At 69.0% G+C, this 23,424-nt stretch carries 17 protein-coding genes; 7 read left to right on the top strand and 10 right to left on the bottom strand.

The annotated features are described in order from the left end of the window. Positions 1-267 precede the first annotated feature (267 nt). Genes sbnB through J7F03_RS19635 form a run of 4 tightly spaced genes read right to left on the bottom strand, consistent with a single transcriptional unit; the run spans position 268 to position 7,788 of the window. On the bottom strand, positions 268-1,359 hold the full coding sequence (gene sbnB, locus J7F03_RS19650; RefSeq protein WP_214951137.1) for a 2,3-diaminopropionate biosynthesis protein SbnB: 1,092 nt from the start codon (positions 1,357-1,359) through the stop codon (positions 268-270). Beyond that, on the bottom strand, positions 1,356-2,411 hold the full coding sequence (locus J7F03_RS19645) for a TauD/TfdA family dioxygenase (protein WP_214951135.1): 1,056 nt from the start codon (positions 2,409-2,411) through the stop codon (positions 1,356-1,358). Before J7F03_RS19645 ends, sbnB begins: the two co-directional genes overlap by 4 nt. 41 nt (positions 2,412-2,452) lie before the next feature. After that, the gene (locus J7F03_RS19640) at positions 2,453-5,005 is read right to left on the bottom strand and encodes an amino acid adenylation domain-containing protein (RefSeq protein ID WP_214951133.1); all 2,553 of its coding nucleotides are present in this window, start codon (positions 5,003-5,005) and stop codon (positions 2,453-2,455) included. Between the two features lie 38 nt (positions 5,006-5,043). Continuing rightward, positions 5,044-7,788, bottom strand: coding sequence for a Pls/PosA family non-ribosomal peptide synthetase (locus J7F03_RS19635; protein ID WP_214951132.1), 2,745 nt, complete (start codon positions 7,786-7,788; stop codon positions 5,044-5,046). Between the two features lie 1,039 nt (positions 7,789-8,827). On the opposite strand from J7F03_RS19635, the gene sbnA reads away from it, so the two are divergent. Further along, positions 8,828-9,817 carry a 2,3-diaminopropionate biosynthesis protein SbnA gene (gene sbnA, locus J7F03_RS19630; protein WP_214951130.1) on the top strand — a complete coding sequence of 330 codons (990 nt, stop codon included), beginning with the start codon at positions 8,828-8,830 and terminating at the stop codon, positions 9,815-9,817. A gap of 158 nt (positions 9,818-9,975) precedes the next feature. Here sbnA and J7F03_RS19625 read toward each other — a convergent pair whose 3' ends face one another. Beyond that, positions 9,976-10,713: a 4'-phosphopantetheinyl transferase superfamily protein gene (locus tag J7F03_RS19625; protein ID WP_251072165.1), complete on the bottom strand. Its 738-nt coding sequence runs from the start codon at positions 10,711-10,713 to the stop codon at positions 9,976-9,978. 293 nt (positions 10,714-11,006) lie between these two features. Here J7F03_RS19625 and J7F03_RS19620 point away from each other — a divergent pair, with 293 nt between their 5' ends. Continuing rightward, positions 11,007-12,623: a phospholipase D family protein gene (locus J7F03_RS19620; protein WP_214951129.1), complete on the top strand. Its 1,617-nt coding sequence runs from the start codon at positions 11,007-11,009 to the stop codon at positions 12,621-12,623. A gap of 127 nt (positions 12,624-12,750) precedes the next feature. On the opposite strand, the gene J7F03_RS19615 is transcribed toward J7F03_RS19620, so the two are convergent. After that, on the bottom strand, positions 12,751-13,227 hold the full coding sequence (locus J7F03_RS19615) for a hypothetical protein (protein ID WP_251072164.1): 477 nt from the start codon (positions 13,225-13,227) through the stop codon (positions 12,751-12,753). Positions 13,228-13,598: 371 nt separating this feature from the next. Here J7F03_RS19615 and J7F03_RS19610 point away from each other — a divergent pair, with 371 nt between their 5' ends. Then, positions 13,599-15,083: an MFS transporter gene (locus tag J7F03_RS19610; protein WP_251072163.1), complete on the top strand. Its 1,485-nt coding sequence runs from the start codon at positions 13,599-13,601 to the stop codon at positions 15,081-15,083. Between the two features lie 112 nt (positions 15,084-15,195). On the opposite strand, the gene J7F03_RS19605 is transcribed toward J7F03_RS19610, so the two are convergent. Both J7F03_RS19605 and J7F03_RS19600 read right to left on the bottom strand, forming a co-directional pair. Further along, positions 15,196-16,290 (bottom strand): amidohydrolase family protein, encoded by a 1,095-nt coding sequence (locus J7F03_RS19605; protein ID WP_251072162.1) that lies wholly within the window; start codon positions 16,288-16,290, stop codon positions 15,196-15,198. Between the two features lie 26 nt (positions 16,291-16,316). Further along, positions 16,317-17,621, bottom strand: coding sequence for a cytochrome P450 (locus J7F03_RS19600; RefSeq protein ID WP_214951127.1), 1,305 nt, complete (start codon positions 17,619-17,621; stop codon positions 16,317-16,319). A 186-nt stretch (positions 17,622-17,807) separates the two neighbouring features. Here J7F03_RS19600 and J7F03_RS19595 point away from each other — a divergent pair, with 186 nt between their 5' ends. The 3 genes from J7F03_RS19595 to J7F03_RS19585 all read left to right on the top strand — a co-directional run bounded on the left by J7F03_RS19595 (position 17,808) and on the right by J7F03_RS19585 (position 20,644). Further along, the gene (locus J7F03_RS19595; RefSeq protein ID WP_214951125.1) at positions 17,808-18,629 is read left to right on the top strand and encodes a hypothetical protein; all 822 of its coding nucleotides are present in this window, start codon (positions 17,808-17,810) and stop codon (positions 18,627-18,629) included. A 360-nt stretch (positions 18,630-18,989) separates the two neighbouring features. After that, positions 18,990-19,421, top strand: a complete 432-nt coding sequence (locus tag J7F03_RS19590) for a hypothetical protein (RefSeq protein WP_214951123.1) — start codon at positions 18,990-18,992, stop codon at positions 19,419-19,421. 305 nt (positions 19,422-19,726) lie between these two features. Continuing rightward, positions 19,727-20,644 (top strand): hypothetical protein, encoded by a 918-nt coding sequence (locus J7F03_RS19585; protein WP_214951121.1) that lies wholly within the window; start codon positions 19,727-19,729, stop codon positions 20,642-20,644. A 312-nt stretch (positions 20,645-20,956) separates the two neighbouring features. Here J7F03_RS19585 and J7F03_RS19580 read toward each other — a convergent pair whose 3' ends face one another. Beyond that, complete coding sequence (locus J7F03_RS19580) at positions 20,957-21,604, bottom strand: class I SAM-dependent methyltransferase (protein WP_214951119.1); 648 nt, start codon at positions 21,602-21,604, stop codon at positions 20,957-20,959. 175 nt (positions 21,605-21,779) lie between these two features. Then, positions 21,780-22,175 (bottom strand): RidA family protein, encoded by a 396-nt coding sequence (locus J7F03_RS19575; RefSeq protein ID WP_214951116.1) that lies wholly within the window; start codon positions 22,173-22,175, stop codon positions 21,780-21,782. Positions 22,176-22,311: 136 nt separating this feature from the next. On the opposite strand from J7F03_RS19575, the gene J7F03_RS19570 reads away from it, so the two are divergent. Next, entirely contained in the window at positions 22,312-23,307 is a 996-nt protein-coding gene (locus J7F03_RS19570) for a YafY family protein (protein WP_214951114.1), read from the top strand. Positions 23,308-23,424 lie beyond the last annotated feature (117 nt).

Raw genomic sequence — 23,424 nt, 5'->3', positions numbered from 1 at the left:
GTGCTCAGCCTCAATGCTTCCTGGGGGTGTGGGTTCCGACAGAGCGCCGCGACGACGGTAAGCCAGTGGTTCTGTTCGAGGGCCGCAGCGAAGTCCGGTCGTTGTCCGGGATCAACGGCAACAGGTCCGCCAGGCGGACGTAGTGGTCCGGGCCTCGCAGTCGACATTCCGTCGAGTCCATCTCCGAGAGACCGTTCCGCTCGTACCGACAGGCTCTTGGGCCAGTTGTCAGTTCCCGGTGGCTCGGAGGGAAATCCGGCGGGCCGCCTATCCGTGTCGGCTCAGTTCGTGGAAGAAGCCGTCGATGACGTGCAGTTGCCCGGTGCGGGCGGCCTCGTCGTAGACGTGTTTGCCGACGGCGAGGTCGAGCACGCCCAGGCCGAAGGGAGAGAACACCACGGGCCGGTCTTGCGGCAGTGCCACGCGGCCGGTCGTGACGTCGTGCAGGGTGCCGGCGAGGAAGTCGCGGTTCCCGGTGAGCTGTTCGGCCAGGTGGGGTGAGGTGTCCGCTTTGAGGCAGTGCTCGATGTCGTCGACGATGTTGGTTGAGGCGAGCAGGATTTCGGGGGCGAGGTCGCGCAGTGACACGTGCAGGACCAGGGGGTTGTGGTCGAACCATGCCGGGTCGGTGACGTGTGGCCGGCTGGCGACGGTGGCGAAGACGAGCAGGTCGCTGGAGCGGATCAGCTGCTCGGGGCTGTCGTGCACGGTGATCCGGGTGGTCTCATGGGTGGCTTGCAGGTAGCTGCGGAAGCCGGCTGCGCTGTCGGCACAGGTGTCATGCACGCCGATTTCGTCGAAGGACCAGCCGGTCGCGGCCAGGAAGGTGTGGATGTAGCGGGCGATGAGGCCTGTTCCGACGAATCCGACGCGGGTCGGGCGCGTACCGCGGCCTTGGCTGAGCCTGTGGGCCGCTGAGGCGGCCATCGCGGCCGTTCGGGTGGCGCTGATGATGGAGCTTTCCAGGCAGGCGAACGGGTATCCGGTGTCGTGGTCGTTGAGGATCAGCACCGCCGAGGCCCTGGGGATGCCGGCCTGCACGTTGTCGGGGAAGCTGGAGATCCACTTGATTCCGTCAACCCGCGCCTGTCCGCCGATCGATGCGGGCAACGCGATGATGCGGGCGGTCGGGCGGTCGGGGAAGCGCAGGAAGTACGACGGCGGGTTCACCGACTCCCCGACGGCGTGGAGATGGTACGTGGCCTCGATCAGCTCCATGATCTGCTGTTCCTGGCCCTGGAGGGTGTGCTGGACCTGGGCTCCGGGGATCACGGCGAATGGTGGCACGGCGATCGGCGGTGGCGTCGCGTTCGGGTCGGACATCGGGGACTGGGTAGCCGTGGGTCGGGACGTGGTCATCGGATGCTCCCTTCGGGGGCCGCGGTCGGAGTGGGCGGGAAGGAGGTCGGGGGCCGTGGTTCGGCCATGGCGACGAGGACCTCGCGCGGGGGCTCGAACGGCTCCCTGCTGTGGGCGGTGCGGACGTTGTCGATGAGCATGAGGTCGCCGGACTGCCACGGCTCGCGGATGGTGTGCTCGGCGTAGACCGTGTTTATCAGCTGGACCATGTCCTCGCCGACCGGGTCGCCGTTTCCGAAGAGGGTGTTGAACGGCAGGGCTTCGTGGCCGTAGACGTCGACGAGGTACTCGCGTACCTCGGGCGCCAGCGTCCACTCGTTGAGGAAGGCGATCTGGTTGAACCAGCAGCGCCGGCCGGTGGCGGGATGGCGCACCACGGCGGGGCGGCGCTGGCGGGTGCGCAGGCTGCCGTCGCCTTGCCAGGCGAACTCGATGGCGTTGGCGCGGCAGTAGTTCTCGACGGCTGCCCGGTCGTCGGTGCCGAACGCCTCGGTCCAGGAGGCGCCGATGTCGTCGTTGTAGGTGCGGGTGAGCAGCCAGCCGTCCTGTTCGAACCGCTGGATGAGTTCCGGCGGCAGTGCGTCCAGGACGGTGGCGGAATCCGCGAGGGCGGTGGCTCCGTCCGTGGTGGGTGCCGTCAGGCACGCCAGCAGCAGCAGGCCGGGAGGGCCGTGGGTGTAGCTGAGCTCGTGGTGCATGCACATGGGCTGGTTGGCCGGCCACGCCGTAGAGGAGTACACGCCGGGGGCGTAGGTCTGACGCGGGGCGAAGGCTTCGGTGTCGGTCATCAGGGCGGGGGTCAGTTGGCCGAAGACGGCGCCCACCTGCCCGGTGTCGCACAGGCCGAGCCCGCGGACGAGCAGGGCGCCGTGTTCGGTGACGAGGCTGCGCAGGATGTGGCGGTGTTCGGCTGCCCAGACCGGCAGATCGGCTGGGGCGGGGGTGGGGACGTGCAGTATCGGGGGTTTGCCGGGGTGCAGGTCTACCCGGGGCACGGACGCGGAAGAGGCGACAGGGCTGGGGCTGACCTGGGCGGGGCTGGTGAATGACATGGTCTTTGTCCTTTCGGTGCTGTTGAGGAGGAGGCCGGCGGTCAAGGGGAGGCCGGCTGTGCGGTGGGGCGCCGGTGGGATGCGGCATCCAGGAACCGGGCCAGATCGGTGAGGACCGGGTGGCGGGTGACGTCCGCCGGGGACACGGCGCGGTCCAGGGTGATGGCGAGTTTCACGGCCGACAGGGATGTGCCGCCTCGGTCGAAGAAGTTGTCGCGCCGGTCGATCCGGCCTTGCGCAATGCCGAGTACGCTCGCCCACGCGGTCGCCAGCCGCTGTTCGGCGGGCGTATTCGGCGCCTGGACGTCGTCCTCGGCTGCGTGAAGTTGCGCGGCCAGGGCCGTCAGGGCTTTCCGGTCGATCTTGCTGTTGGCGGTCAGCGGGAGGCTTTCCTGCCAGTGGATGGCCGAGGGGACCATGTACCCGGGCAGTGACGTGCCCAGCCGGTCCAGCAGGATGCTGGTGTCGAGCGGGTGCGGGGCGGTGTAGAACGCCACCAGATGGGCGCTGTGGTCGGACCGTTCGGTGACCACCACGGCGCTGTCTCGGACCCCGGGTGCTCGCAGCAGGGTGTTCTCGATCTCGCCGGTCTCGATGCGGAAACCGCGGATCTTGACCTGGTTGTCGCGGCGGCCGAGGAATTCCAGCTTGCCGTCGAGCTGCCAGCGGCCGACGTCGCCGCTTCGGTACAGGCGCTCGCCCTCACGGTGTGGATCGGCAAGGTAGGTCGGCCGGGTGCGCTCGGGGTCGTTGACGTAGCCGCGGCCGACGCAGACCCCGGAGAAGGCGATCACGCCGGGCGCGCCGAGCGGCACCGGGTTGAGGTGCTCGTCGACGACGTACAGGTGCACGTTGTTGACGGGGCGGCCCAGCGGGACCCGGTCGGTGTCCGGTACGCGGTCCATGACCTCGTGGTTGGTGTCGTCGCTGGTCTCGGTCAGCCCGTAGGCGTTGACGAGCTTGATGTGCGGCTGGGCGGTGAACCAGCGCTGGGCGAGCTCCTTCTTCAGCGCCTCACCCGTGACCGACACATACCGCAGGTCCGGCAGCGTCCGGGGGTGCTGCTCGAGTTGGGACACGACGACGTCGAGGTAGGAGGGGACGACCTGCAGCACGGTGACCTGGCCGCGGGCAACGGTGTCGACGAATTGTGAGGCGTCGAGGATCGCTTCCTGCTCGATCAGCAGGGTCCGCCCGCCGACCAGCAGTGGGGCGAGCAGTTGCCACAGCGAGATGTCGAAACACTGGGGCGCGGTCTGGGCGACCACCTGCCCTTCGCCGATCTCGAGGTCGTCGATTTTGGCGTAGAGGTGATTGAGCATGCCCTGGTGTTCGCACATCGCGCCCTTGGGCTCACCCGTCGAGCCTGAGGTGAAGTAGATGTAGGCCAGCTGGTCGGGTGCGACGTCGATACCGAGATCAGCCCCGGAATGCTCCTGGCCGTAGGCGGTGTCGACCAACAGTGTCCGGACTGCGGGCTGGGAGGCGAGGGCCGGCCGGAGGGTGGCGGTGACGGCCGGTTGTGTCATCACGAGCCCGCAACCGGCACGGGCCAGCATGGCTGTGATGCGTTCAGCCGGCAGGTGCGGCTCGATGGGCAGGTACGCGCCGCCGGCTTTGAAGACGGCCAGGACGGCGGCCAGCCAGTCCAGGTTCCTCTCCATTGCCACCGCAACCACCCCTTCACGGTGCAGCCCTTGGGCCCGCAGGGCGCGGGCCAGCCGGTTGGCGCGGGCGTTGAGCTCCTGGTAGGTCCACTTACGGTTGCCGTGCTGGGCGGCGACGGCGTTCGGGTGCTGCCGTACACGCTGCTCGAACAGCTCGTGCACTCGGCGCTCGGGCAGGTCTCGGCGCGGCCCGGCGAGGCCATGGAGCTGGAAACGGAGCTCTTCGGCCGACACCAGGCTCTGACCTGCGTGATCGGCATCCGGGTCAGCGGCGATCAGGGCGAGCGCGGTCAGGTGATATCCGGCGATCCGGGCAGCGCAGTCCGCGTCGAGGACGTCGGTGCGGTAACGCAGCCGCAGCGTCGGCCGTCCGTCGTCGTGGTGGGCGATGCCCATCCACAGCGCCGTGCCCGCGGCCAGGGTGCTGCTGTCCCGGGCCGGCTTGCCGTCGGCGCCGGGGAGGTCGCCGCTGATGCCGGTGGGATCGAGCACGGTCTCGAAGGGAGCTTCGGCCAGGCCGAGTTCGCGCCTGAGTTCATCGACGGGGAATTCCTGGTGGGCCTGCAGGCGCGCGATGGCGTCGCGGGTGTGCAGCAGCAGGCTCCGCCATGAGCCGGGTCCGGTCGTCAGCCTGCACGGCAGCGGCCGGCCTCCGACAGCAGCGACGTAACCGGTGGTGACCTCCTGTTCGCCGCTCAGCGCGGCCAGCACCTTCGCGTGGGCGGTCAGCAGCACACAGCTCAGCGGCACCGTCAGGTCGTCTGCCAGCCGGCGCAATGCTGTCCCTTGGCCGGCTGGGAGCGGCGTCTCGTACTCGGCCACGCCCGCAACCGGCACCCGGGTCCAGCGTGGAAGGGGTGTGAAGCCGCTGCCGGCGGCCAGGACGCCATGCCAGAACTCTCTACTGGTGGATGCGTTGAGTGTCATGAGGGGTCTCTCCTGTCTGGTACTGCTGTGGTTGGGCATCAGACGACGCCGAGCGGGTCGGGGTGTTGGGGCGCGGCGCCGGACAGGTGTGCCGGCGGCGTTGCGGGGGGCGGGGTGTCGTCGGGCAGCTGTCGGGCCGGGTTTCCTGCCCACCGGGCCCGTTGCGGGACCTGCTCGCCTTTCATGAGGAAGGAGTCGCAGGCGAGCTGGACGCGGTCTGCCAGCGTCACGCCGTAGTGGACGAACGCGCCGACACCGAGGGTGCAGCCGTCACCGATCGTGGTGCGGTCGGACTTGAAAGCGCCGTCCTCCTGCGAGTGGCACTGGACCGCCGTGCCCGCGTTCAGCGTGCAGTCGTCCCCGATGGTGACGAGGGTCCGCTCCGGGAAGAAGCAGCCGTCGTCGAAGACCCGCTTGCCGATCCGCGCGCCCAGCAACCGCCAGACGACGTTCTTGAACGGGGTCCCGTCGAAGACCTGCGCGTAGTCGACCGACGCCATCTTCCAGAAACGCTCATGCCGCCAGAACGACGGCTCGTAGATCGAGCAGTACAGCGGTTTCTGGGCCTTGAATCCGGTGGTGGCCCGTTCGATCAGCGCGAAGTAGACGACGGTGAACAGCGGTGTGAGGACCCCGGCCAGCGCGAACGCCGACGCGCCTAGCGAGGGGTAGAGGGTTGTGGCGCCCAGGCCGACAAGGGCCACGGCGAAGACGTGGATCCACCGCGCCAGCAGGTACAGCCCCGCCGTGACGGCATTGTGCCGGTTCTTGGCGGCCAGGCGCCGGGGCAGCTCGCTGCCGCTCTCCAGGTCCTGGAACCGGGTGTCCCGCATCACCGTGCGTGGAATGGCGAAGGAAGGGGAGCCCAGCAGGCCCACATTTTCCAGCACCTCTCCATCGACCGGGACCATCACCTTCGTCGCCAGCAGACAGTTGTCACCGGTCCTGGCCTGCGCGGGATAAGCGATGCGGTTGCCGAGGAAACTGTGGGCTCCGATCGAGACCCGGGACAGCCTGAACGCCGTGTTGGAGAACTCGGCATTGATGACCGACAGGCCGTCGGCGACCATCGTCTTGCTGCCCACCGAGCTCAAAAACGGGCTGTCGTGCTTCACTTCGGCACCGAAGTTCGAACCGGTCTGAGTGACACGGGACAAGTCGTAGCCGAGATAGCGCAGGTAGTGGACGATCGCGGAGCTGTCCCCGAACAGCGCCATGAAGAACTTCCTGTTCGTCAGGAGTGCGATGGCGCGCTGCAGACCGTAGTGGAAGCCGTAGAGCGGATAGACCGTGTCCGGCTTGACCGCCAGATTGAGCAGGCGCGGCACCACGCCCTGGATGACCAGCCCGGCGAAAGCGGCGCCGAAGAACAGCACGAAGGATACGGCCAGCGCACCTAGATAGAACGTCCAGGTGGTGAACGCCGTCCCGGTCTGAGGCGCTGGTGTGCTCAGCTGCGACAGCGGGGCCAGCAGCACGATGACGCCGCCGGTGGCCAGCGGCAGATGAACCAGCATCAGGGCGAGCAGCTGCCCGACGGTGTAGCGGACTTTCCTGGCGGTGGAGCAGTCGACGGCACCGACCGTGCGGAAGTCGGTGCCGGTGGGCTCGGCCGGTGACCCGTGCCAGCGCTCGCCGGCGGGAACAGTCTGACCGGCGTGCAGGCTGGAGGCGTGCCCGAGCTGTGCCTGGCCTCCCATCGAGGTGTTGATGTCGAGGACGGTCTGTTCGCTGACGAGGACGTTGCTGCCGAGGGTGACGGGGCCGGTCTGGATGAGACCGTCGTGTGCCCGGTAGCAGGAGAAGAGCACATCCTTACGGATCACCGTTCCGTCATCGATGGTGAGCAGATCGGCGCAGACGGGGATATGCGTGGAGAAGATCGCAACATTGCGCCCGATCTTCGCGCCCAGCGCTCTGAGATATGCCACGTACAGCGGCGACCCGGTGAACAGACGGACAGGACTTGTGCGGATCAAGGTTTTGACCAGCCACCAGCGTAGGTAGCTGAGGCTCCAGACGGGGAACTCGCGCGGCGTGAAGCGGCCGATGAGGGTCCACTTCGCCACGATCGGCACCATGCACAGGCCGGCAAAGCCCGCGCTGCCCACCAGTACGGATCGCAGGTAGACATCGAGCACACCGGTGCCGGCGCCGACCCACTCGAAGCCTCGGACCGCCGTCAGGGCACCGAGGTAGGAATAACCGAGGAATGCCAGGAACTGCAGCATTCCGCAGAGCAGGTACTGCCCTGTGCCCGCCCGCGCCGCCATCCCGCGCGCCGAAGCAGACGCCGGCGTTGATGCCGGGACGGCCGGATGGACAGTTGGCTGGACAGGCACGGGCGCAGCAGCTGCCGGTCCCGTGGCCACGGGACCGGCGGATACGGGCCCGGCGGATACGGGCGCCGAGGCGGCGGGCGCGGCGTGGGTGGGCGCAGAGGCCGCAGGCGCGGCGTGGATGAGCGCGGAGGCCAGGCTGTCGACCGTGGGATGCCGGTAGACGTCCTTCATCGATACAGGCAGCAGGTCCGCCCGCTTCCTGACCCGGGCGCAGAACCCCGCCATCACCATCGAATCAGCGCCCAGATCATCAAAGAAGTTGCTGTCGCCCGGCACCTGCTCCACACCCAGGACATCGGCCAGCACCTCCGCGAGGAGCCGCGCGGTCTCGGCCGCCGGGCCGCCGGATGTGCCTTGGGGGCTGCCTTCGGGCCTGCTTCCGGAGAGCGTTGTGGGGCCGGGCAGGTCGGCCGTCCAGGCATCCGTGGATTTCTCTAGCATGTCTGCTCCTCGACGACGTTACAGGCGCCGCAGGTCGCGGCGGTCGGCACCCGCCGGCCAGGTATTGGACCTGTGGTGGGAGGCAGTGCTCCCCAGGCCGCGAGGCCGTGAGCTCTCATCTGGTCACCAAACAACAAAGACATGTGTAATCCACCTAAATGCGTGCATTCCGCTGTCGGAAGATGCCTTTCGGCATCGATCGTGTGTATGGCGCGCAGCAACGGGCGATGTCGCATCGCCACGGTTTTCACTGCCGCTCCCGCGAACCACGAACGCTGCGGTTTGTTGTTGCGGGTTCCGGTGTGCGGTTTGCGGGTGAGGACGTCGTCTTCCGGCCGCGAAAGGCCTCAAGCCTTCAAGGGCGGATTCGTGATGCCACCCCTCCAGTAGGCCCGGCCGGCACATACCCGTCACGCCGCTGAATGTCGTGACTTGACACCTCGCACCCGCAGCGGTAAGCGATCGCTGGTGCCGGTCTTCGCCTCTTGCCTTTCGCGCATGCCGGGCGCATCCGCGGCAGGACACTGGAAGCCGGACCGCCGCCGTACGGGAAAGGCACGCGCACTCGGCTACGTAAACCGGTCAGCGCTCGCCGACGTGGCACGGCATGCTGCCGCGCAGGAGATGTTCGCGGGGTCAGTGTGCCGCCGCTGCCCTCTGCCAGCGCCTCACCGGATCGCGGCCCCTCCCCCGTCCGGTGGCGGAGCGCAGGAGTGCGCGTGCGTGAGCCGAACGCCACGCCTCAGCCCAGCCCAGCCCAGCCCTGCCCAGCCCAGCCCTGCCCTGCCCTGCCCTGCCCTGCCCCTGTGAAGCAGACCAGCCCGCGCAGGAGAAGCAGGCGAGCCGCGACCGCCCGGCGTTTATCCGTGATCGCGGCCGGTGTCAAGCCCCGACATTCGGTGGCATGACAGAGCCACGCTCAGCCCGCGTACTGGAGGAGTCCCGAATACGTGGCAGCAGGCCACGTATTCCCCGAGCCGCCCCCACGCAGGCCAGCGGCACCAGACGCCGCTGTAAGCGCATTTACAAGGAGGCGACCATGCCGGTCATATCCACCCCCCAGGCATTCAACCAAGACGACCTCTACGTCGACCTCGAGGCGATCACCGGGCACCGGCTGTTCCTCAAATGCGAAGGATTCAACTTCGCGGGGTCCATCAAACTCAAAGCCGCGACCGCGATGGTCGAGGCCGCCGAGCGCGACGGCCTGCTCACCCCCGGCTCCATCCTGGTCGAATCCTCCTCCGGCAACCTCGGCGTGGCGCTGGGCATGATCGCAGCCAGCAAGGGCTACCAGTTCGTGTGCGTGACCGACTCCCGCTGCAACCTGGTGACCCGGCTGCTCCTGGAAGCCCTCGGCAGCCAGATCCACATCCTCACCGAGCCCTCCCCCACCGGCGGCCTGCTGGGCGCCCGCATCGACCACGTCCGAGCCCTGTGCGCCTCCGACGACCGCTACGTATGGCTCAACCAGTACACCAACCCCAACAACCACACTGCGCACTACCGCACCACCGCACCGGCCATCGCCCGTGCCTTCCCCGACCTTGATGTCCTCTTCATCGGGGCCGGCACCGCCGGGACGCTCATGGGGTGCGCCCGCTTCTTTCGCACCTGGCACCGCCCGGTACGCATCGTCGCGATCGATACGGAAGGCTCCGCCACCTTCGGACACACGCCCAGTCGCCGCATGATCCCCGGCCTCGGCACCAGCATCCGCCCCCCGCTCCTCGACACCTCCTACATCGACGACGTGGTACACGTCAACGAAGCCGAGACGATTCGCACGTGCCACCAACTGGCCCGCCACGGCTTCATCTTCGGCGGCTCCACCGGCACCGTCGTCAACGGCGCCGCCCAATGGCTGGCCCAGCAGGACCAGCAGGTGACCGCGGTCGCCATCGCCCCCGACCTCGGCGAGCGCTACCTCGCCACCGTCTACCAGACCGACTGGGTACGAGACCTCTACGGCGAGCACGTACTCCAGCCCCAGACCGCCACCGCCACCGCCACCCTCCCAGCAGCCTGACCCGCCGAGCGCGCCACGCCCACGGGCACCCCGCACACCACGCGACAGGGCGAGGGACCGATGGCGCGCTGCCGAGGAGCCCGACCATCTGGGCACGAACCGCGGCAGAACCCGTATCCGCCGCCCCGAACGGTTCTCCAGCCCAGAACCCATCCCCGCTACGAACGGCCGCTCATCCCTGAAACGACCACCTCGGCCTGGACGGCGACCGCGGCGGCATAGCCGTCATCCACAGCCACATCCCCGATCGTCCAGCCCGGCACGTCCGCCACCGCATCCGGTGCCGTACCCAGGTAGTCCAGGGACATGGAGCGCCCCAGTCCCACCCCCAGCCCTTTCAGATAGGCCTCCTTACGGGCCCAGACCCGGGCAAAAACCGCCGGCTGGTCCACCGCCCGAAGCGCCCTCAACTCCGACGCCTCCCGCGGATGAAGACACGCCCCGACCTCCTGTGCCATTTCAAGGGCCGGCACCGCCTCGATGTCCACGCCCACCGGCGTGCGCGCGAACGCGAGCAGGCACAGCCCGCCGCTGTGAGAAAGCGAGAAGTGCACCGGGTTGCCGTCCACCACAGGGCGCCCATGCGGCTGCCCGCACAACGGACACGGCAGCCGCTGAAGCATGACGTCTACGGGCGGGATACCCAGGTACACGCCCAGAAGCAGCCGCAGTCCCACATGCCCCGCCAGATACGTCTCCCTGTCCCCGACCGCCCGCAAGGCCGCCGCGCGCTCCTTCTCGACCCCATCCAGCACCGAATCAGCCAGCCGGGCCACCACCGTCTTGAACGCCTGCGCCCGTACCAACCACAGCCCTGGTGCCCCCGCCATCGCCGGCGGCTGCTCCCATCCCCCGTCCCTCAGCTCAACCGGCCACCGCACCACACCTGCCATCATCCACAAAGCATACGAATACCGTTCAAACTATTCTGAAACCACACTCCGGCACCACCAGCGCAGGCATCGCCGACAGAGGCAGAGAGCGGAGCTGCAGCGCGGAAGCCGCCGCCGCAGGGACTCCCGGGCCGTCTCGACCAGGCCCGCCACCGCCCTGAGCTCCCTGAGCCTCGTAGCCAACCGCCGGCGGCCGCCATCCGTCCACAGTGAACACGCCAGGGAGCCGCCACGCGCCCGGGACACCGTGTCTGAAACCGCGCCGGGCGGGTAGCCGGTCGAGGGAGGCGCCCCAAATGAGACGCAGTGACTGGATGCTCACCGCCGGTGAACGCGGGAACACGGCCACCCGGGTGGACAGCCGCCACCCCGACGGAGCCGCCTGGACCCGCGGCAACGAAGCACGCCCGCTCGTGCACGGCGCCACGTACTTCGCGGAGCTCCTGCGGAACATCCGGGCCCAGCGCCGGGGAGACCTCCTCTTCTTCACGGACTGGCGCGGCGACCCCGACGAACGGCTCGACGGCGCGGGCACGGAGATCGGCGCCGTGCTGGCGGGGGCGGCCGCGCGCGGCGTGATCGTCAAGGGCCTCCTCTGGCGCTCCCACCTGGACGGATTGCGGTTCAGCGAGACCGAGAACCGGCACCTCGGGGAGGAGATCGCGGCGGCGGGTGGCGAATGCCTGCTCGACATGCGGGTCCGCCCCGGAGGAAGCCACCACCAGAAGCTGGTCGTCCTGCGCCACCCCGGCCGCCCCGCCCTGGACGTGGCCTACGTCGGCGGGATCGACCTGTGCCACAGCCGCAACGACGACGCCTCACACAACGGGGACCCGCAGGCGATGCCTCTGCCGGCCGCCTACGGTCCCCGGCCGCCTTGGCACGACGTCCAACTGGCCGTCCGGGGACCGGCCGTCGGTGACATCGAGGCGGGCTTCCGCGAACGCTGGGAGGACCCGGCCGCGCTGAGCCGCAGCCCGCTCGTCAAGCTGCGGGAGCTCATCAACGGGGAGGACACCTACGCGGATCCCATCCCGCCACAGCTCCCCGACCCCCCGCCCTGCGGCAACCACACCGTGCAGGTACTGCGCACCTACCCGAACCGGCTGCTGCGCGGCTACCCCTTCGCGCCGGACGGGGAGCGCAGCGTCGCGCGCAGCTACCTCAAGGCGCTGAAGCGGGCCAGGCGGCTCATCTACCTGGAGGACCAGTACCTCTGGTCCCCCGAGGTGGTGGAGTCCTTCGCCCGGGCGCTGCGCGAGAACCCCGAACTCCGCCTGATCGCCGTGATACCCACCGTGCCAGACCAGAACGGCCGGCTGTCCCGGCCCATGAACCTGGTCGGACGGGTCACCGCACTGGACAAACTGCGCGAGGCGGGCGGCGGACGGGTGGCGGTCTACGGGCTGGAGAACCGCGCCGGCACTCCTGTGTACGTGCACGCCAAGGTGTGCGCCGTCGACGACGTGTGGGCCACGATCGGATCCGACAACATCAACCTCCGGTCCTGGACCCACGACTCGGAACTCAACTGCGCTGTCCTGGACGACGACGTGGACGCCCGCGCGCCGGCCGATCCCGCCGGGCTGGGTGACGGCGCCCGCCGCTTCGCGAGGGAGCTGCGGCTGGGACTCTCCCGCGAGCACCTCGACGTCCCCGAGCACAGCGCCCCCGGCGGCCCGGACCCGCTGTGCGACCCGGTACGGGCCTTCGAAGCGTTCGCCGCGAGCGCTGCCGCGCTGGACGCCTGGCACGAGGGCGGCGGCCGCGGCCCGAAACCGCCCGGCCGACTGCGTGCCTACCGTCCGCCCGACCTCTCGTACGCCGAGCGCCGCCTCGCCATGCCGCTGTACCGGCTCCTCGTCGACCCGGACGGCCGTACGTTCGGCCTGCGGCGGCGCAACGCCTTCTGACCGCGGCCGGGGGACGGCGTCCTGCCGGTTCGGGTTGGTGCTCGGCCGGCGCAGCGGCCCGGCCGCGCGGGGCCGGGACGCGCGGGGCCGGGACGCGCTGGCGGCCCCTACCTTTGGAAGCGGCGGATCAGCTGCAACGGATCGGCCCGGTGTCGAGGCGGTAGGTCACTCCGCCCCGGACCAGCGAGCCGCTCACGCTGATGCACTGCCCCGTCGAGTCGAACCAGGTGTACAGCGGCCCGGCGTAGTAGTGGTAGTTGGCCGGATGCTCCTTCGGTGGGTCGATGGAGTAATCGCCGCCCTCGTCGAAGATCGCCAGGGTGATGTGTGAGGCGAGGCCGTCATAGGGGCTGGACCAGAACTTCACGCAGTTGTGCTTGGTCGAACTGTTCCAGTAGGTGCGCGCGTAGCCGCCCCCGTTGCGCCCCGCAGGACTCTTGGCCCAGTACGTGATGCCGTCCCAGCTGCCGGTGCACTGCTCTGCGGCAGGGGCCGCGGCCGGCGCCGCCTGGGCGGTGGGTGAGACGACGAGACCGAGCAGCAGCGCCATGACGCCGACGCCCAACAGCTGTGGTGTACGTAACCGCTTCTTCAACCGCTTCATCCGCATCTCCTGGTGGTCAGATGCTGTTGACCCGGTTCGTCCAGGCCATGCTCGGTACGCTCCGCCCCTCATGGACACGGCACCCGGCGTTTCACGAAATCTCCACCGGATGGACGGCGACCGGCTTCGGTGAGACGGTCGGCCACCAGGCGTGAGAGTTGGCCGCCGTGGCCATCTACGGGACCGGGCGCAGGTCCCGGAGGTGAGGCAGTGGACCGATTCCTGTCAGCCCGCGAGGGTCACACCGAGACCGGTTCCGGTCGGCCGATCACCCGGTTGCCGCACGCCTGTGACGGCGGTCCTGTGCGGGGGCAGACATTTGGTGGGTTTTGTTCCCGACCCGAATCCGTCCACTGCCCCTGAGGAACCCCATGCCAAGTGCTCCGCCCGCACTCAGCACCGAACCCGCACCGTCCACGCGCCGCGGCGCGTGGACGGCGATGATCCTGGTGATCGCCTGCGCGGCCCAGTTCGTGGTCGTGCTGGACGTCTCGATCGTGAACGTCGCCCTCCCCGACATGAAGACCTCTCTCGGCCTGAGCCCGGCCGGGCAGCAGTGGATCGTCAACGCCTACACCCTCGGCTTCGCCGGGCTGCTGCTCCTGGGCGGCCGGGCCGCCGACCTGGTCGGCGCCCGCCGCACCTTCCTGGTCGGCCTCGGCATCTTCACCGCCGCCTCGCTCACCTGCGGACTCGCCGCCGACGGTGCGATGCTGATCGCGGCCCGAGCGGTCCAGGGCATCGGGGGCGCGATCCTCGCCCCCGCCACCCTGACGCTGATCATGACCACCTTCACCGAGCCCCGCGCCCGCACCCGCGCGATGGGCGCCTGGAGCTCGGTCAACGCCGTCGGCGGCGCGGCCGGTGCGGTGGTCGGCGGGCTCCTGACCGAGTACACCGGCTGGCGTTGGGTCTTCTTCGTCAACGTTCCCATCGGGATCGCGATCCTCGTCGCCGCACTCCTCTACGCGCCCGCCGCGCGCGGCAGCCACGGCGGCCTGAGCCGCCTGGACCTGCCCGGCGCACTGTCGGTCACCGTCGGCCTGACCGCCCTGGTCTACGGGATCATCTCCACCGAGAGCTCATCCTGGGCTTCCCCCCAGGTCTGGGCCGCCCTCGCCCTCGGCATCCTGCTCCTGGCCGCCTTCGTCGTCATCGAGTCGAAGGTAGCCGCCCCGTTGGTCCCCCTCTCCGTCCTGCGCCGCCGTACCTTGGCCATCGCCAACCTGGTCATGATCGGCTTGGGCTCCGCGATGTTCGCGATGTGGTTCCTGCTCTCCCTCTACATGCAGCAGGTCCTCGGCTTCAGCGCCCTGAAGACCGGCCTGTTGTTCCTGCCCGGCTGCCTCGCGGTCATCGTCGGCACCCGGACCTCCACCCACCTCGTCCGCCGCACCGGCCCACGCCCCCTGCTGGTCACCGGCATGACCATCAGCACCCTCGGCTTCCTGTGGCTCTCGCGCATCGCCGTGGGCGGCGCCTTCACCACCGACGTGGCCGCGCCCTTCGTGCTCTGCGCCCTCGGTCTGGGACTGGCCATGCTGCCCGTCACCGCCGCGGCCACCACCGGCATCCACCCGCGCGAGGCGGGACTGGCCTCCGGGCTGGTCAACACCTCCCGCCAGGTCGGCGGCGCACTCGGCCTCGCGATCCTCGCCGCCATCGCCTCCCACGCCGGCGGCGACCACTTCGGCCCCGGGGTGCAGGCCCTCACCGCCGGCTACGGCCACGCCTTCCTCTTCGCAGCCCTCTTCACCACCGGCGCGGCCATCGGCTCGCTCTTCCTCCCCGGCCGCCCCGGCCCGGCGGGCCCCGGCCCGGCGGGCCCCGGCCCCACGATCAGCGGGAAGGATTGACCGGTTCGTAGCCCCACACCCCCGCACCCCGTACACGCCGAACCCCGCGCCCGACTGCGGCGCGGGGTTCGGTCGAGGTCCGGTCAAGGAGCCGGTCGAGGTCCCTTCGAGGTCAGACCGTCGCCAACTGCGGAATGAGACGCAGGGCGTTCTCGCGGTAGATCCCCGTCCGTTGCTCAGGGGTGAAGGCCGGGTCCGCCTCGAGAGCGGGGAGCGCCAGGTCCATGACCGTGTCCGCGGGCGCGGCCGGCCAGTCGGTGCCGAAGAGGATGCGGTCGGCGGGCACGTGGGCCAGGAGCGTCGCGGCGGGCGCCATGGGCCCTGCCGTGTCGTAGTAGAAGCGCCGCAGGTGGTGGCGGACGGCATCAGGGTCGACCGGCGGGTCGCAGAACCGTCCGAGAGCCTGCAGACGATGGGCGATGTACGGCAGGAACCCGCCGGCGTGGGGCAGGATGACGGAGATGTCGGGGAAGCGGTCCAGGGTCCTCTTACTGATCATGTTGACGGCGGCCCGAGTGGTGTCCAGCAGGAAGTCGCACATGAAGTTGGGGATGCCCGGAACCGTCATCGCCCCGGGCCGGCCACCCGGCAGATGGTGCGGATGGGTGTCCACCACGGCCGAGTACTCGTTCAGCTCGGCGAAGATGTGGTCGTAGGCGGGATCTCCGAGGTACACGCCCCCGTAGTTGGCCGTCACGTTCACGCCGACGGCACCGAGTTGCCCGAGTCCGCGGCGCACTGCCCACGAGGATGCTTCGAGGTCGTCCAGGAACAGCGGGACGTAGAACGAGAACCTGGCCGGATGCGCCTGCGCCACGTTCATCATCGAACGCAAGGTGATGTTGATGGCTTCACGCAACTGCGCCGACGAACGGTAGCGCGCCGGCAGCATGGGCTTGAGCACGGCCGTCTCGATCCCCGCGCGATCCATGAAGCGGACCGCGTCCTCGGCGTCGAGGTGCGCCCATCGGGGCAACTGTCCCGGGTCGATCAGCCCGTGTTGCGCAGCCCACTCGCGCCACTCCGGTGCGCAGAAGTGGTGGTGCATATCGATCTTCGGCTGGGCTCCGTGCCCGTGGTTCGGATCCGGAGGCGCGTCGCCCCCTGCCGCGCGCACGTGTTCACCGGCGCCCACAGCGGAGACCGCCAACGTGTCCGCAGGCCGTTCCTCGAAGTTCAGGCCGGACGTGCTCCCGGAATTCGGCATGCCAATCCACCGCCCATCGGTTTCGTTTAGTTGACGGAGACCGTCGGCGTCATTGCGAGATCGCCGGCCGGCCGCGACGGCTCCAGGACGACCTGGAGCCGCTCCAGCCCCCGGAACGCCGCGACGGGGCCCTTGAGCCACGCGCCCCCGCTCTCCTCCTCGTCGGCCAGCTCCATCTCGGGGAACTCCCGGAGCAGGCAGGCGAGCGCGATCTCGAGTTCGAGCCGCGCCAGCGGGGCTCCCAGGCAGTAGTGCGTTCCGTGCCCGAAACCCAGGTGCGTCCCGTGGATCCCCTCGCGCGTCACGTCCAGGACATCGGCGTACTCGAACTTCTCGTGGTCCCGATTCGCCGAGGAAAGGGCGATCTGGACGAGAGCGCCTTTGGGGATCACGGTTCCCCGGATTTCGGCTTCCTGGGCCGCGTACCGGAACGTCGAGGTCTCCACCGATCCGTCGAACCGTACGAATTCCTCGACCGCGCCGGGGATCAGCAGCGGGTCTCTGCGGAGCTTCTCCAGCTGGTCGGGATGGAGGAGGAGGCCGAGGACGGAGTTTCCGATCTGGAACGCCGTGGTCTTGTGACCGGCGAAGAACAGAACCCACATCGACGCGACCAGATCCGCGTCGTCAAGGCCTTCCTCCGCTGTGATGAGGTCGCTGAGGAAGCAGTCCGACGGGTTGGCCCGCATGTGGGAGACGATCTGCCCCAAGCGTTTCTGCAGCCATTCCTCGGCCGCCTTCAGTTCCGCCTTCAACTTGGGGTTGAACCTGGACCGCGTCACCACCCCGAACTGCTCCAGGATCTCGGGCCGGTCGGATTCCTCGATCCCCATCAGCTCGCACAGGACCGCGATGGGAAGCGGGAACGCCAAGGAGGACATCAGGTCGACCGCGTTGCTCTTGCGGCATTCCCTCAGGAGGCCCTCGGCGATCTCCGTGATCCTCGGTCGCATGTCCTCCACCCGCCGGGGGGTGAAGGCACTCCTGAGGACTCGGCGGAGCCGCGTGTGGCGCGGCGGGTCCGCGAAGAGGACGTTGTCGTCCAGTGCGTCGAAGAAGCTGCCGAACACCGCGTGGTACGTGTCGATGGCCCCGCGCATGTTCTTGCTGAAGCGCCGGTCCGACAGGGCCTCACGGGCGTCGTCGTAGCGGGTGATGAGATAGGTCTCGACCCCGTGCGGAGGCGTCAGCCGGCACACCGGCGCCTGCTCGCGCAGGGCGGCATAGGCCGGATACGGGCATGCGCGGAATTCCGGCGCACCCCTGGACACGGCCGACACGAGGTCCTGCAGCGCTTGGCCGCTGTTCGGTGCCGCATTCTCCTGCGTCATGTTCCGCGTCCTCCGTGGCATCGGTGTTCTGTGGACTGGACACACCGGTTCCCCGCGCGGACCGCTCGCGAAACGGTCCTTGGTTCGTTCGAGGCAGGGGGTCAGCCGTCCGGTCCGGCCGTGTGGCGGGGACGACGGGCGGGGGACATCCTGCTCGCTACGAGCCCACCACCGAGGAGTCCGCGCATGGTCCGCAATCCCACCCCGGCCCTCGCAGCGACCGCCGCTCTCGCCCTGGCGGCCGTCGCCGCCCCGGCCTCCGCGTCCCCTGCCGGCATCGACACCGGCAGGGCAAGCGCCGACCGCGCGACCGTCTACCGCGCGACCGCCCCGTTCCAGCGGCATGCCGCCGCGGTGAAGGCGGGCTACGTGCCGGACAAGTACTGCATCGAGGACCGGGCGGGATCGGGCGCTCTCGGCTACCCGCACTTCAACCACGCGTACGACAACTCCGTCGACCCCGCGAAGCCCGCCGCGCTCTACTACGAGGACGACGCGCTCGGGCGCAAACGCCTCGTCGGCGTCCAGTGGCTCGTCTACGACCGCGACCAGGACACGGGGACGGACGACGACCGCCCGAAGCTGTTCGGCCGCCCCTTCACCGGCCCGCATCTCGGCCACTTCCCCGGCCAGCCCGTCCACTACGCCCTGCACCTGTGGCTCTGGAAGAAGAACCCCTCGGGAACGTTCGGGACGTACAACCCGGCAGTCGTCTGCCTTCCCGGTACCACCCGGCCGAAGCCGCCCCGCCCCCATCCCCCTGAACCTGTACCTCGGATGGCGGCGGGCACGAGTAGCAGCAGTGGCAGTCCGCCGGGGCGCACCCAAGACTCATTGCCGGAGACGAACACGAGGGAAGGCAACAGCTCATGCCGCAATCCGAGGAGGAAGGCGTCACCGCGCGCCCGATCGGTACGGTGGATCAGCATCGGAGCAGGGCCGGACACCTGCGGACCGCGCTCAGGCGAACCAATCTGCTACCGGCATTCTTGGTGCTCACCGTCATGATGGTGGCCCTGTGGCTCATGGGTATGCCGTTTCTGCAGGCCCTGACGATTTCGACCGCAGTGAAGGTCGCGGTGGCTCTGCTCGAACTCCGTAGGCTGCCCGGCCCTCCCCACAGCTGAGCAGCGGCGTACACGGCTGGTCGAAGCGCGCCGGCTGTGCGGGGCGGAGACGAAGTACTTCAGCCTGGTGTGCTCCGGCGCATCGACAACCGCGTGAGCACCTTCCTCCAGACCGTGTCGGCCTGACCCGGCGCCGGGCACCTTTCGGTGGAGACCGAAACCATCGCGCGGTGCCCCGAGACGGCTGAACATCACAACCGGGGGCTGAAGGAGCCTCCCGCAAAATCAGGAGGGGATCGTCTTGAACACAACACTGCGCCGCGTCACCACGGGAGCACTGGCCTTCACCGCCGTCATGGGCGCACTGCTCGCGGGCGCCGGAACCGCGTCCGCGCACCAGTACGGTGACCGGCTCTACCGGGGGGAGACCCTCGAGCCGGGTGAGTCCATCTCGCGTGTCGGTTGGCGTCTGGTCATGCAGACCGACGGCAACCTGGTGGAGTACAAGACCAACAGCTCCGGACAACACACGGCCGTGTGCTGGGCGTCCAACACCAACACCGGGTGGGGCAACTACGCGATCTACCAGTACGACGGGAACTTCGTCGTCTACAACCCGTGGGGCCAGGCCGTGTGGGCCAGCCACACCATGGGCCTCCCGGGCCAGACCGTCGACATCAACTCGGTCGGCCGCGTCTACGCCGGCCACACGCCCATCTCCGGCGCCTGCTGAGCCGGCCCTGACGCGGCGGAGCCCCCTGGAAACCGCCTTGAGTGCAACGGGGGGCTCCGCCGCGCCAGTACGCCTCCACATCCGTGGTCGGGTCTTGGCGGGGTCGCGGACCGCAGTTCGTAGCGTCGGGGAAGAGCACACCCGTCAGCCGTGGCATGGCCGGGTCCTCCCTCAGCGTCCGTAAGGGCCGCGCGACAGGGTCTCTTCCCAGTTACCCGGACGGCGCCCACCAACGGAGGTACGACCGGTAGCGTGATCGTGTTCCCAGCCCCGCCTACGGGACCGCGGGGCGAGGGGGGATACCGATGGCTGCTCTTGAAGCGATATACGGAGTGCTGGGCGGACTGGGAGGTGCGACGATCGGCGCTTGGAGCGCCGGCCGCCTGCAACGTGGGGCGCACAAGACCACCTCGGCGACCGCAGCCGCCGAGCAGAAGGCCCGGGCGCTCGAACTCGCCCTGGAGACCACCTCCACCGCCCGCATCGCCACCCGGGCCTGGGCACTGTTCATGGAACTCGCGATTCAAGACCTGGCGCACAACCGGCCTGTGCAGGTGGCCGCCTTCGACACCACGGTGCAAACACTCCTCGGTGATGTCACCAGCGCCCTCTTCCGCCTCGCGGCGATCCCCGACATCCCCTTCGCCGAAGCGCCGGCGCGCATGGACTCCCCCCTGACTCGTGCGACGTGGACCCTCCGGGAAGCTCTGGTCCTCTATGAAGTGATCGGACGGCCCGGGCAAACCGACATGCTGCTGGCGCTGGTACGCGACGGCGCCGCCGACATGAACGAAACCTTCGTCCGGCAGACCAACCTGCTCACGGGCCGCATACCCACTCCCCCCGAGCAGGCCCAGCAACCCCGGCGCCTCGCCAGCCACCTCAGCGCGCCGCAGCCACAGTCCCAGCCCCCCGACTACCTCAGCCGCGCACAGGCATACCAGCCGGACCTGCGGCCTCGGCGCCGAGAGGCGGTCCCGGAACATCTACGCATGAGCATGCCGGCTCCCGTCCCCGAGCCGTTCGAGACGTTCTGGTTCGCGGTGCCGACGCCACGTCAGCTGTACACGCTGGAGGGCGAGGCTTCCCCGCCCCCTGGGGACCAGCTCCTGCCGGGATCCTGGTATCTGGCAGTTGGACGGCACCCTTCAGGTCTTGTCGTCGCGGTAGCCGATGACCTCGAGCTCGTCCTTCAAGACACAGAGGGCATCCAAAGAGGCTGAGCGGGCCCAACCCCGGGCTGGTTCTCGCGCATCGACCCCGTAGGTCCATGCAGAACCGTTTCCGTTCCGCGTCGTTGAGAGGGGTGAGTGCCCAGACCGTGCACTGGCGCTTCCCCTGGCGTCGGCGGATTTTCTGCGGCACCTCGTGGCATCCGGGTCCCGGTGACAGGACCGGCCCGTGCCATGCACCCGGCAGGCCCACCCCCTCCTCGGCCTGCCGGGTGCCCGCCAGCTCGGGCTATTCCTCCGAGGCCGGCTGCTGTCGTTGGGCAAGCCGGTTTGGATGCGCTCGCGCGTTCGACCAGACAGCCCTTAGGCTTTGCGGGCGAGCAGTTGAATCTCCTTGAACTGCCGTCGGTCTGCGGGCTGAGGCTCACGAACCATCCGGGCCACTTCGGTCAACCCGGACTCGCGCAGCATCGCGGCGAGGCGATCAGGCCACCACCGGTAGGCCGGCGCGACCGTGTGATCGAAGACCTGTGTCGGGTGAGACGGACCATCGCTTGCCGAGAAGCCGACCAGAAGGTGGCCTCCAGGTGCCAGCACGCGGTGGAACTCCGCCAGGATGACGGGGAGTTCCTGCGGCGGAGTGTGGATGATGGACCAACGTGAGAGTGCGCCGCCGAGCGCGCCGTCAGCGATGTTCAACGCGGCCATCGAGCCCACGTCGAACCGCAGGCCCGGATAGGCCTCTCGAGCCAACTTGATCATCGTGGGAGAGGCGTCGACGCCAAACGCCGACAGCCCCAGCTCGTCCAGATAAGCGGTGATATGGCCAGGCCCACACCCCAGGTCCGCGACCTGACCGTCCCCACTCGCACGTACGGCCTCGGCGAAGACACCCAAGATCGCGCGGTCCAGGGGACTGTCACGCAGCGTGTCGCGGAACAGCTGCGCATAGAGGGGGGCGGCAGCGTCGTAAGCCTCGCGGGTGGCACAGAGGGCATCGTGTTCGACCATGTTCGCGACAGTAGTCCTGGCACCGAGGCGAGCCGAGAGAATCACGATCTTCCCTCCCACCCGTTCCCTGGTGCTCGTAGGCGATCCGGACATGGGCGACGGCCGCCTGCAGCCGGAGTGGCCTGCCACTCGTGCCGGTTCAACCGGCACGAGTAGCAGGGGCGGCGAGGTCGCATCACGCGACGGCGGTACCCTCGAGCTCGACCATCTGGCCGGGGATCGCCAGTCGCGTCACCCCGAGCATCGTGGTGGTCGGCGCCACCCCGGCGGCGCCCAACCGCGCCGCCAGCCCGCCGTAGTGCTGGAAGAGCAGATCGACGTCGGTCGTGTAGACGTTGAGCCGCACGAGGTACGCGAGAGACATTCCGGCCTCACCGAGCACGGCCTCCAGGTTGTCGATGCTCAGCGTCAACTGCGCCGCCATGTCACCGTCGTGCTGGGGCTTGCCGTCGCCGCTCATCGCGGTCTGCCCCGAGATGTACAGGGTCCGGGTGTGACCGGAGACGACCTCACCCTGGTTGAATCCCATCTCCACCGACCATGTCACCGGGTTGACCGCTGTTCGTTCCATTGCCACGTCAGCTCCATTCGATCCATTGGGAGTACGTACGTCCATCGGCTCGGTAGCAGCCGGCTTCGACGTCGTGTTGACGAGCCTCGCAACAAATCACGACACCCTTAGTCATGTATTTCGATAGAGTTCTCGTATGCGCGCTGACCGGTTGGTCTCGCTGGTGCTGCTGCTGCGTCAGCGCGGTCGGCTGAATGCGGACACGCTGGCCCGGGAGCTGGAGGTATCCACCCGCACCGTGCTGCGCGACATCGAGGCGCTGTCCGCGGCCGGCGTCCCGGTCTACGCCGAACGCGGCAGGCACGGCGGTTTCGTGTTGTCGCCCGGCTTCCGGACCGAGCTCACCGGTCTGAACCACGACGAGGCCCTTGCCTTGCTGGCCGCCGGCTCAGGGCGCGGCGAGCAGGCATTCGGCCTCGGCTCGGCGCTCGCTTCGGCCATGCGGAAGGTGGTCGACGCGCTGCCCGAAAGCCACCGGGCCACCGCGAGCGACGCGGCCCAGCGATTTCTCGTCGACCCGGAGGCCGACCTGCTCTCACGTCGGCTGGTCACCGAGCAGGTACCCGACACCACAATGATCGAGGTCCGGCGCGCGGTGCTCGCCGGACACAAGCTGCGCATCCACTACGCGGCCGTGGACCAGACTCCGAAGTGGCGCACGGTGGACCCGATCGGCCTGGTCACCGTACGCGACCAGGGCTACTTGCTGGCCACGAGATCGGGCGCGGACCGCACCTACCGCCTGTCCCGGGTCTTGGCCGCCGAGGAACTCCTCGAGACGGCACAGCGACCGAACCGGGTCGATCTGGACCGGATCTGGCGGGAACGCTCCGCGCAGTTTCTCTCCGGCGGCGACCACATCACCGTGCTGGTACGGGTTGACCCTGCGCGGCGGGAGGAGCTGCTGAACACCGCGCTGGCCGTCCGGGCGGAAGAACCCGACGCAGACGGCTGGCTGCGGCTGGAGGTGACCTTCCAGGATTCACGACACGCCGAATGGGCGCTGTGGCAGCTCAGCACGGACGCGGAAGCCCTGGCCCCGCAGTCGTTGCGCACCTCCCTGCGCAGTCGCGCCGCCGCAATCGCCACCCGCTACGAAGCTGCACCACGTCCGTCCGCACGGACGAACTGAACCTCTACCGGTACCAACGGAGCGGCAGCGACGGGGCCCGGGCGGCTCACGCGTGCCCGGCAGTCGGCGGAACGCCGAGCGCGCCTGACCTCCACCGTCAGCAGCTCTGTTTACGCT

Origin of the sequence: Streptomyces sp. ISL-43 (assembly GCF_018614195.1) — a bacterium.
Classification (GTDB): domain Bacteria; phylum Actinomycetota; class Actinomycetes; order Streptomycetales; family Streptomycetaceae; genus Streptomyces.
Note: the sequence above shows the minus strand (reverse complement) of the source record. Positions and strands in the feature narration are given on the sequence as shown.

Bases quoted from the DNA above. Each gene is read 5' to 3' on its own strand.
- J7F03_RS19640 (WP_214951133.1), bottom strand. From the start codon at position 5,005: ATGACACTCAACGCATCCACCAGTAGAGAGTTCTGGCATGGCGTCCTG.
- J7F03_RS19575 (WP_214951116.1), bottom strand. From the start codon at position 22,175: ATGGAACGAACAGCGGTCAACCCGGTGACATGGTCGGTGGAGATGGGA.
- J7F03_RS19610 (WP_251072163.1), top strand. From the start codon at position 13,599: ATGCCAAGTGCTCCGCCCGCACTCAGCACCGAACCCGCACCGTCCACG.
- J7F03_RS19615 (WP_251072164.1), bottom strand. From the start codon at position 13,227: ATGAAGCGGTTGAAGAAGCGGTTACGTACACCACAGCTGTTGGGCGTC.
- J7F03_RS19645 (WP_214951135.1), bottom strand. From the start codon at position 2,411: ATGTCATTCACCAGCCCCGCCCAGGTCAGCCCCAGCCCTGTCGCCTCT.
- J7F03_RS19570 (WP_214951114.1), top strand. From the start codon at position 22,312: ATGCGCGCTGACCGGTTGGTCTCGCTGGTGCTGCTGCTGCGTCAGCGC.
- J7F03_RS19580 (WP_214951119.1), bottom strand. From the start codon at position 21,604: ATGGTCGAACACGATGCCCTCTGTGCCACCCGCGAGGCTTACGACGCT.
- J7F03_RS19620 (WP_214951129.1), top strand. From the start codon at position 11,007: ATGAGACGCAGTGACTGGATGCTCACCGCCGGTGAACGCGGGAACACG.
- J7F03_RS19605 (WP_251072162.1), bottom strand. From the start codon at position 16,290: ATGCCGAATTCCGGGAGCACGTCCGGCCTGAACTTCGAGGAACGGCCT.
- J7F03_RS19595 (WP_214951125.1), top strand. From the start codon at position 17,808: ATGGTCCGCAATCCCACCCCGGCCCTCGCAGCGACCGCCGCTCTCGCC.
- J7F03_RS19585 (WP_214951121.1), top strand. From the start codon at position 19,727: ATGGCTGCTCTTGAAGCGATATACGGAGTGCTGGGCGGACTGGGAGGT.
- J7F03_RS19625 (WP_251072165.1), bottom strand. From the start codon at position 10,713: ATGATGGCAGGTGTGGTGCGGTGGCCGGTTGAGCTGAGGGACGGGGGA.
- J7F03_RS19600 (WP_214951127.1), bottom strand. From the start codon at position 17,621: ATGACGCAGGAGAATGCGGCACCGAACAGCGGCCAAGCGCTGCAGGAC.
- sbnB (WP_214951137.1), bottom strand. From the start codon at position 1,359: ATGACCACGTCCCGACCCACGGCTACCCAGTCCCCGATGTCCGACCCG.
- sbnA (WP_214951130.1), top strand. From the start codon at position 8,828: ATGCCGGTCATATCCACCCCCCAGGCATTCAACCAAGACGACCTCTAC.
- J7F03_RS19635 (WP_214951132.1), bottom strand. From the start codon at position 7,788: ATGCTAGAGAAATCCACGGATGCCTGGACGGCCGACCTGCCCGGCCCC.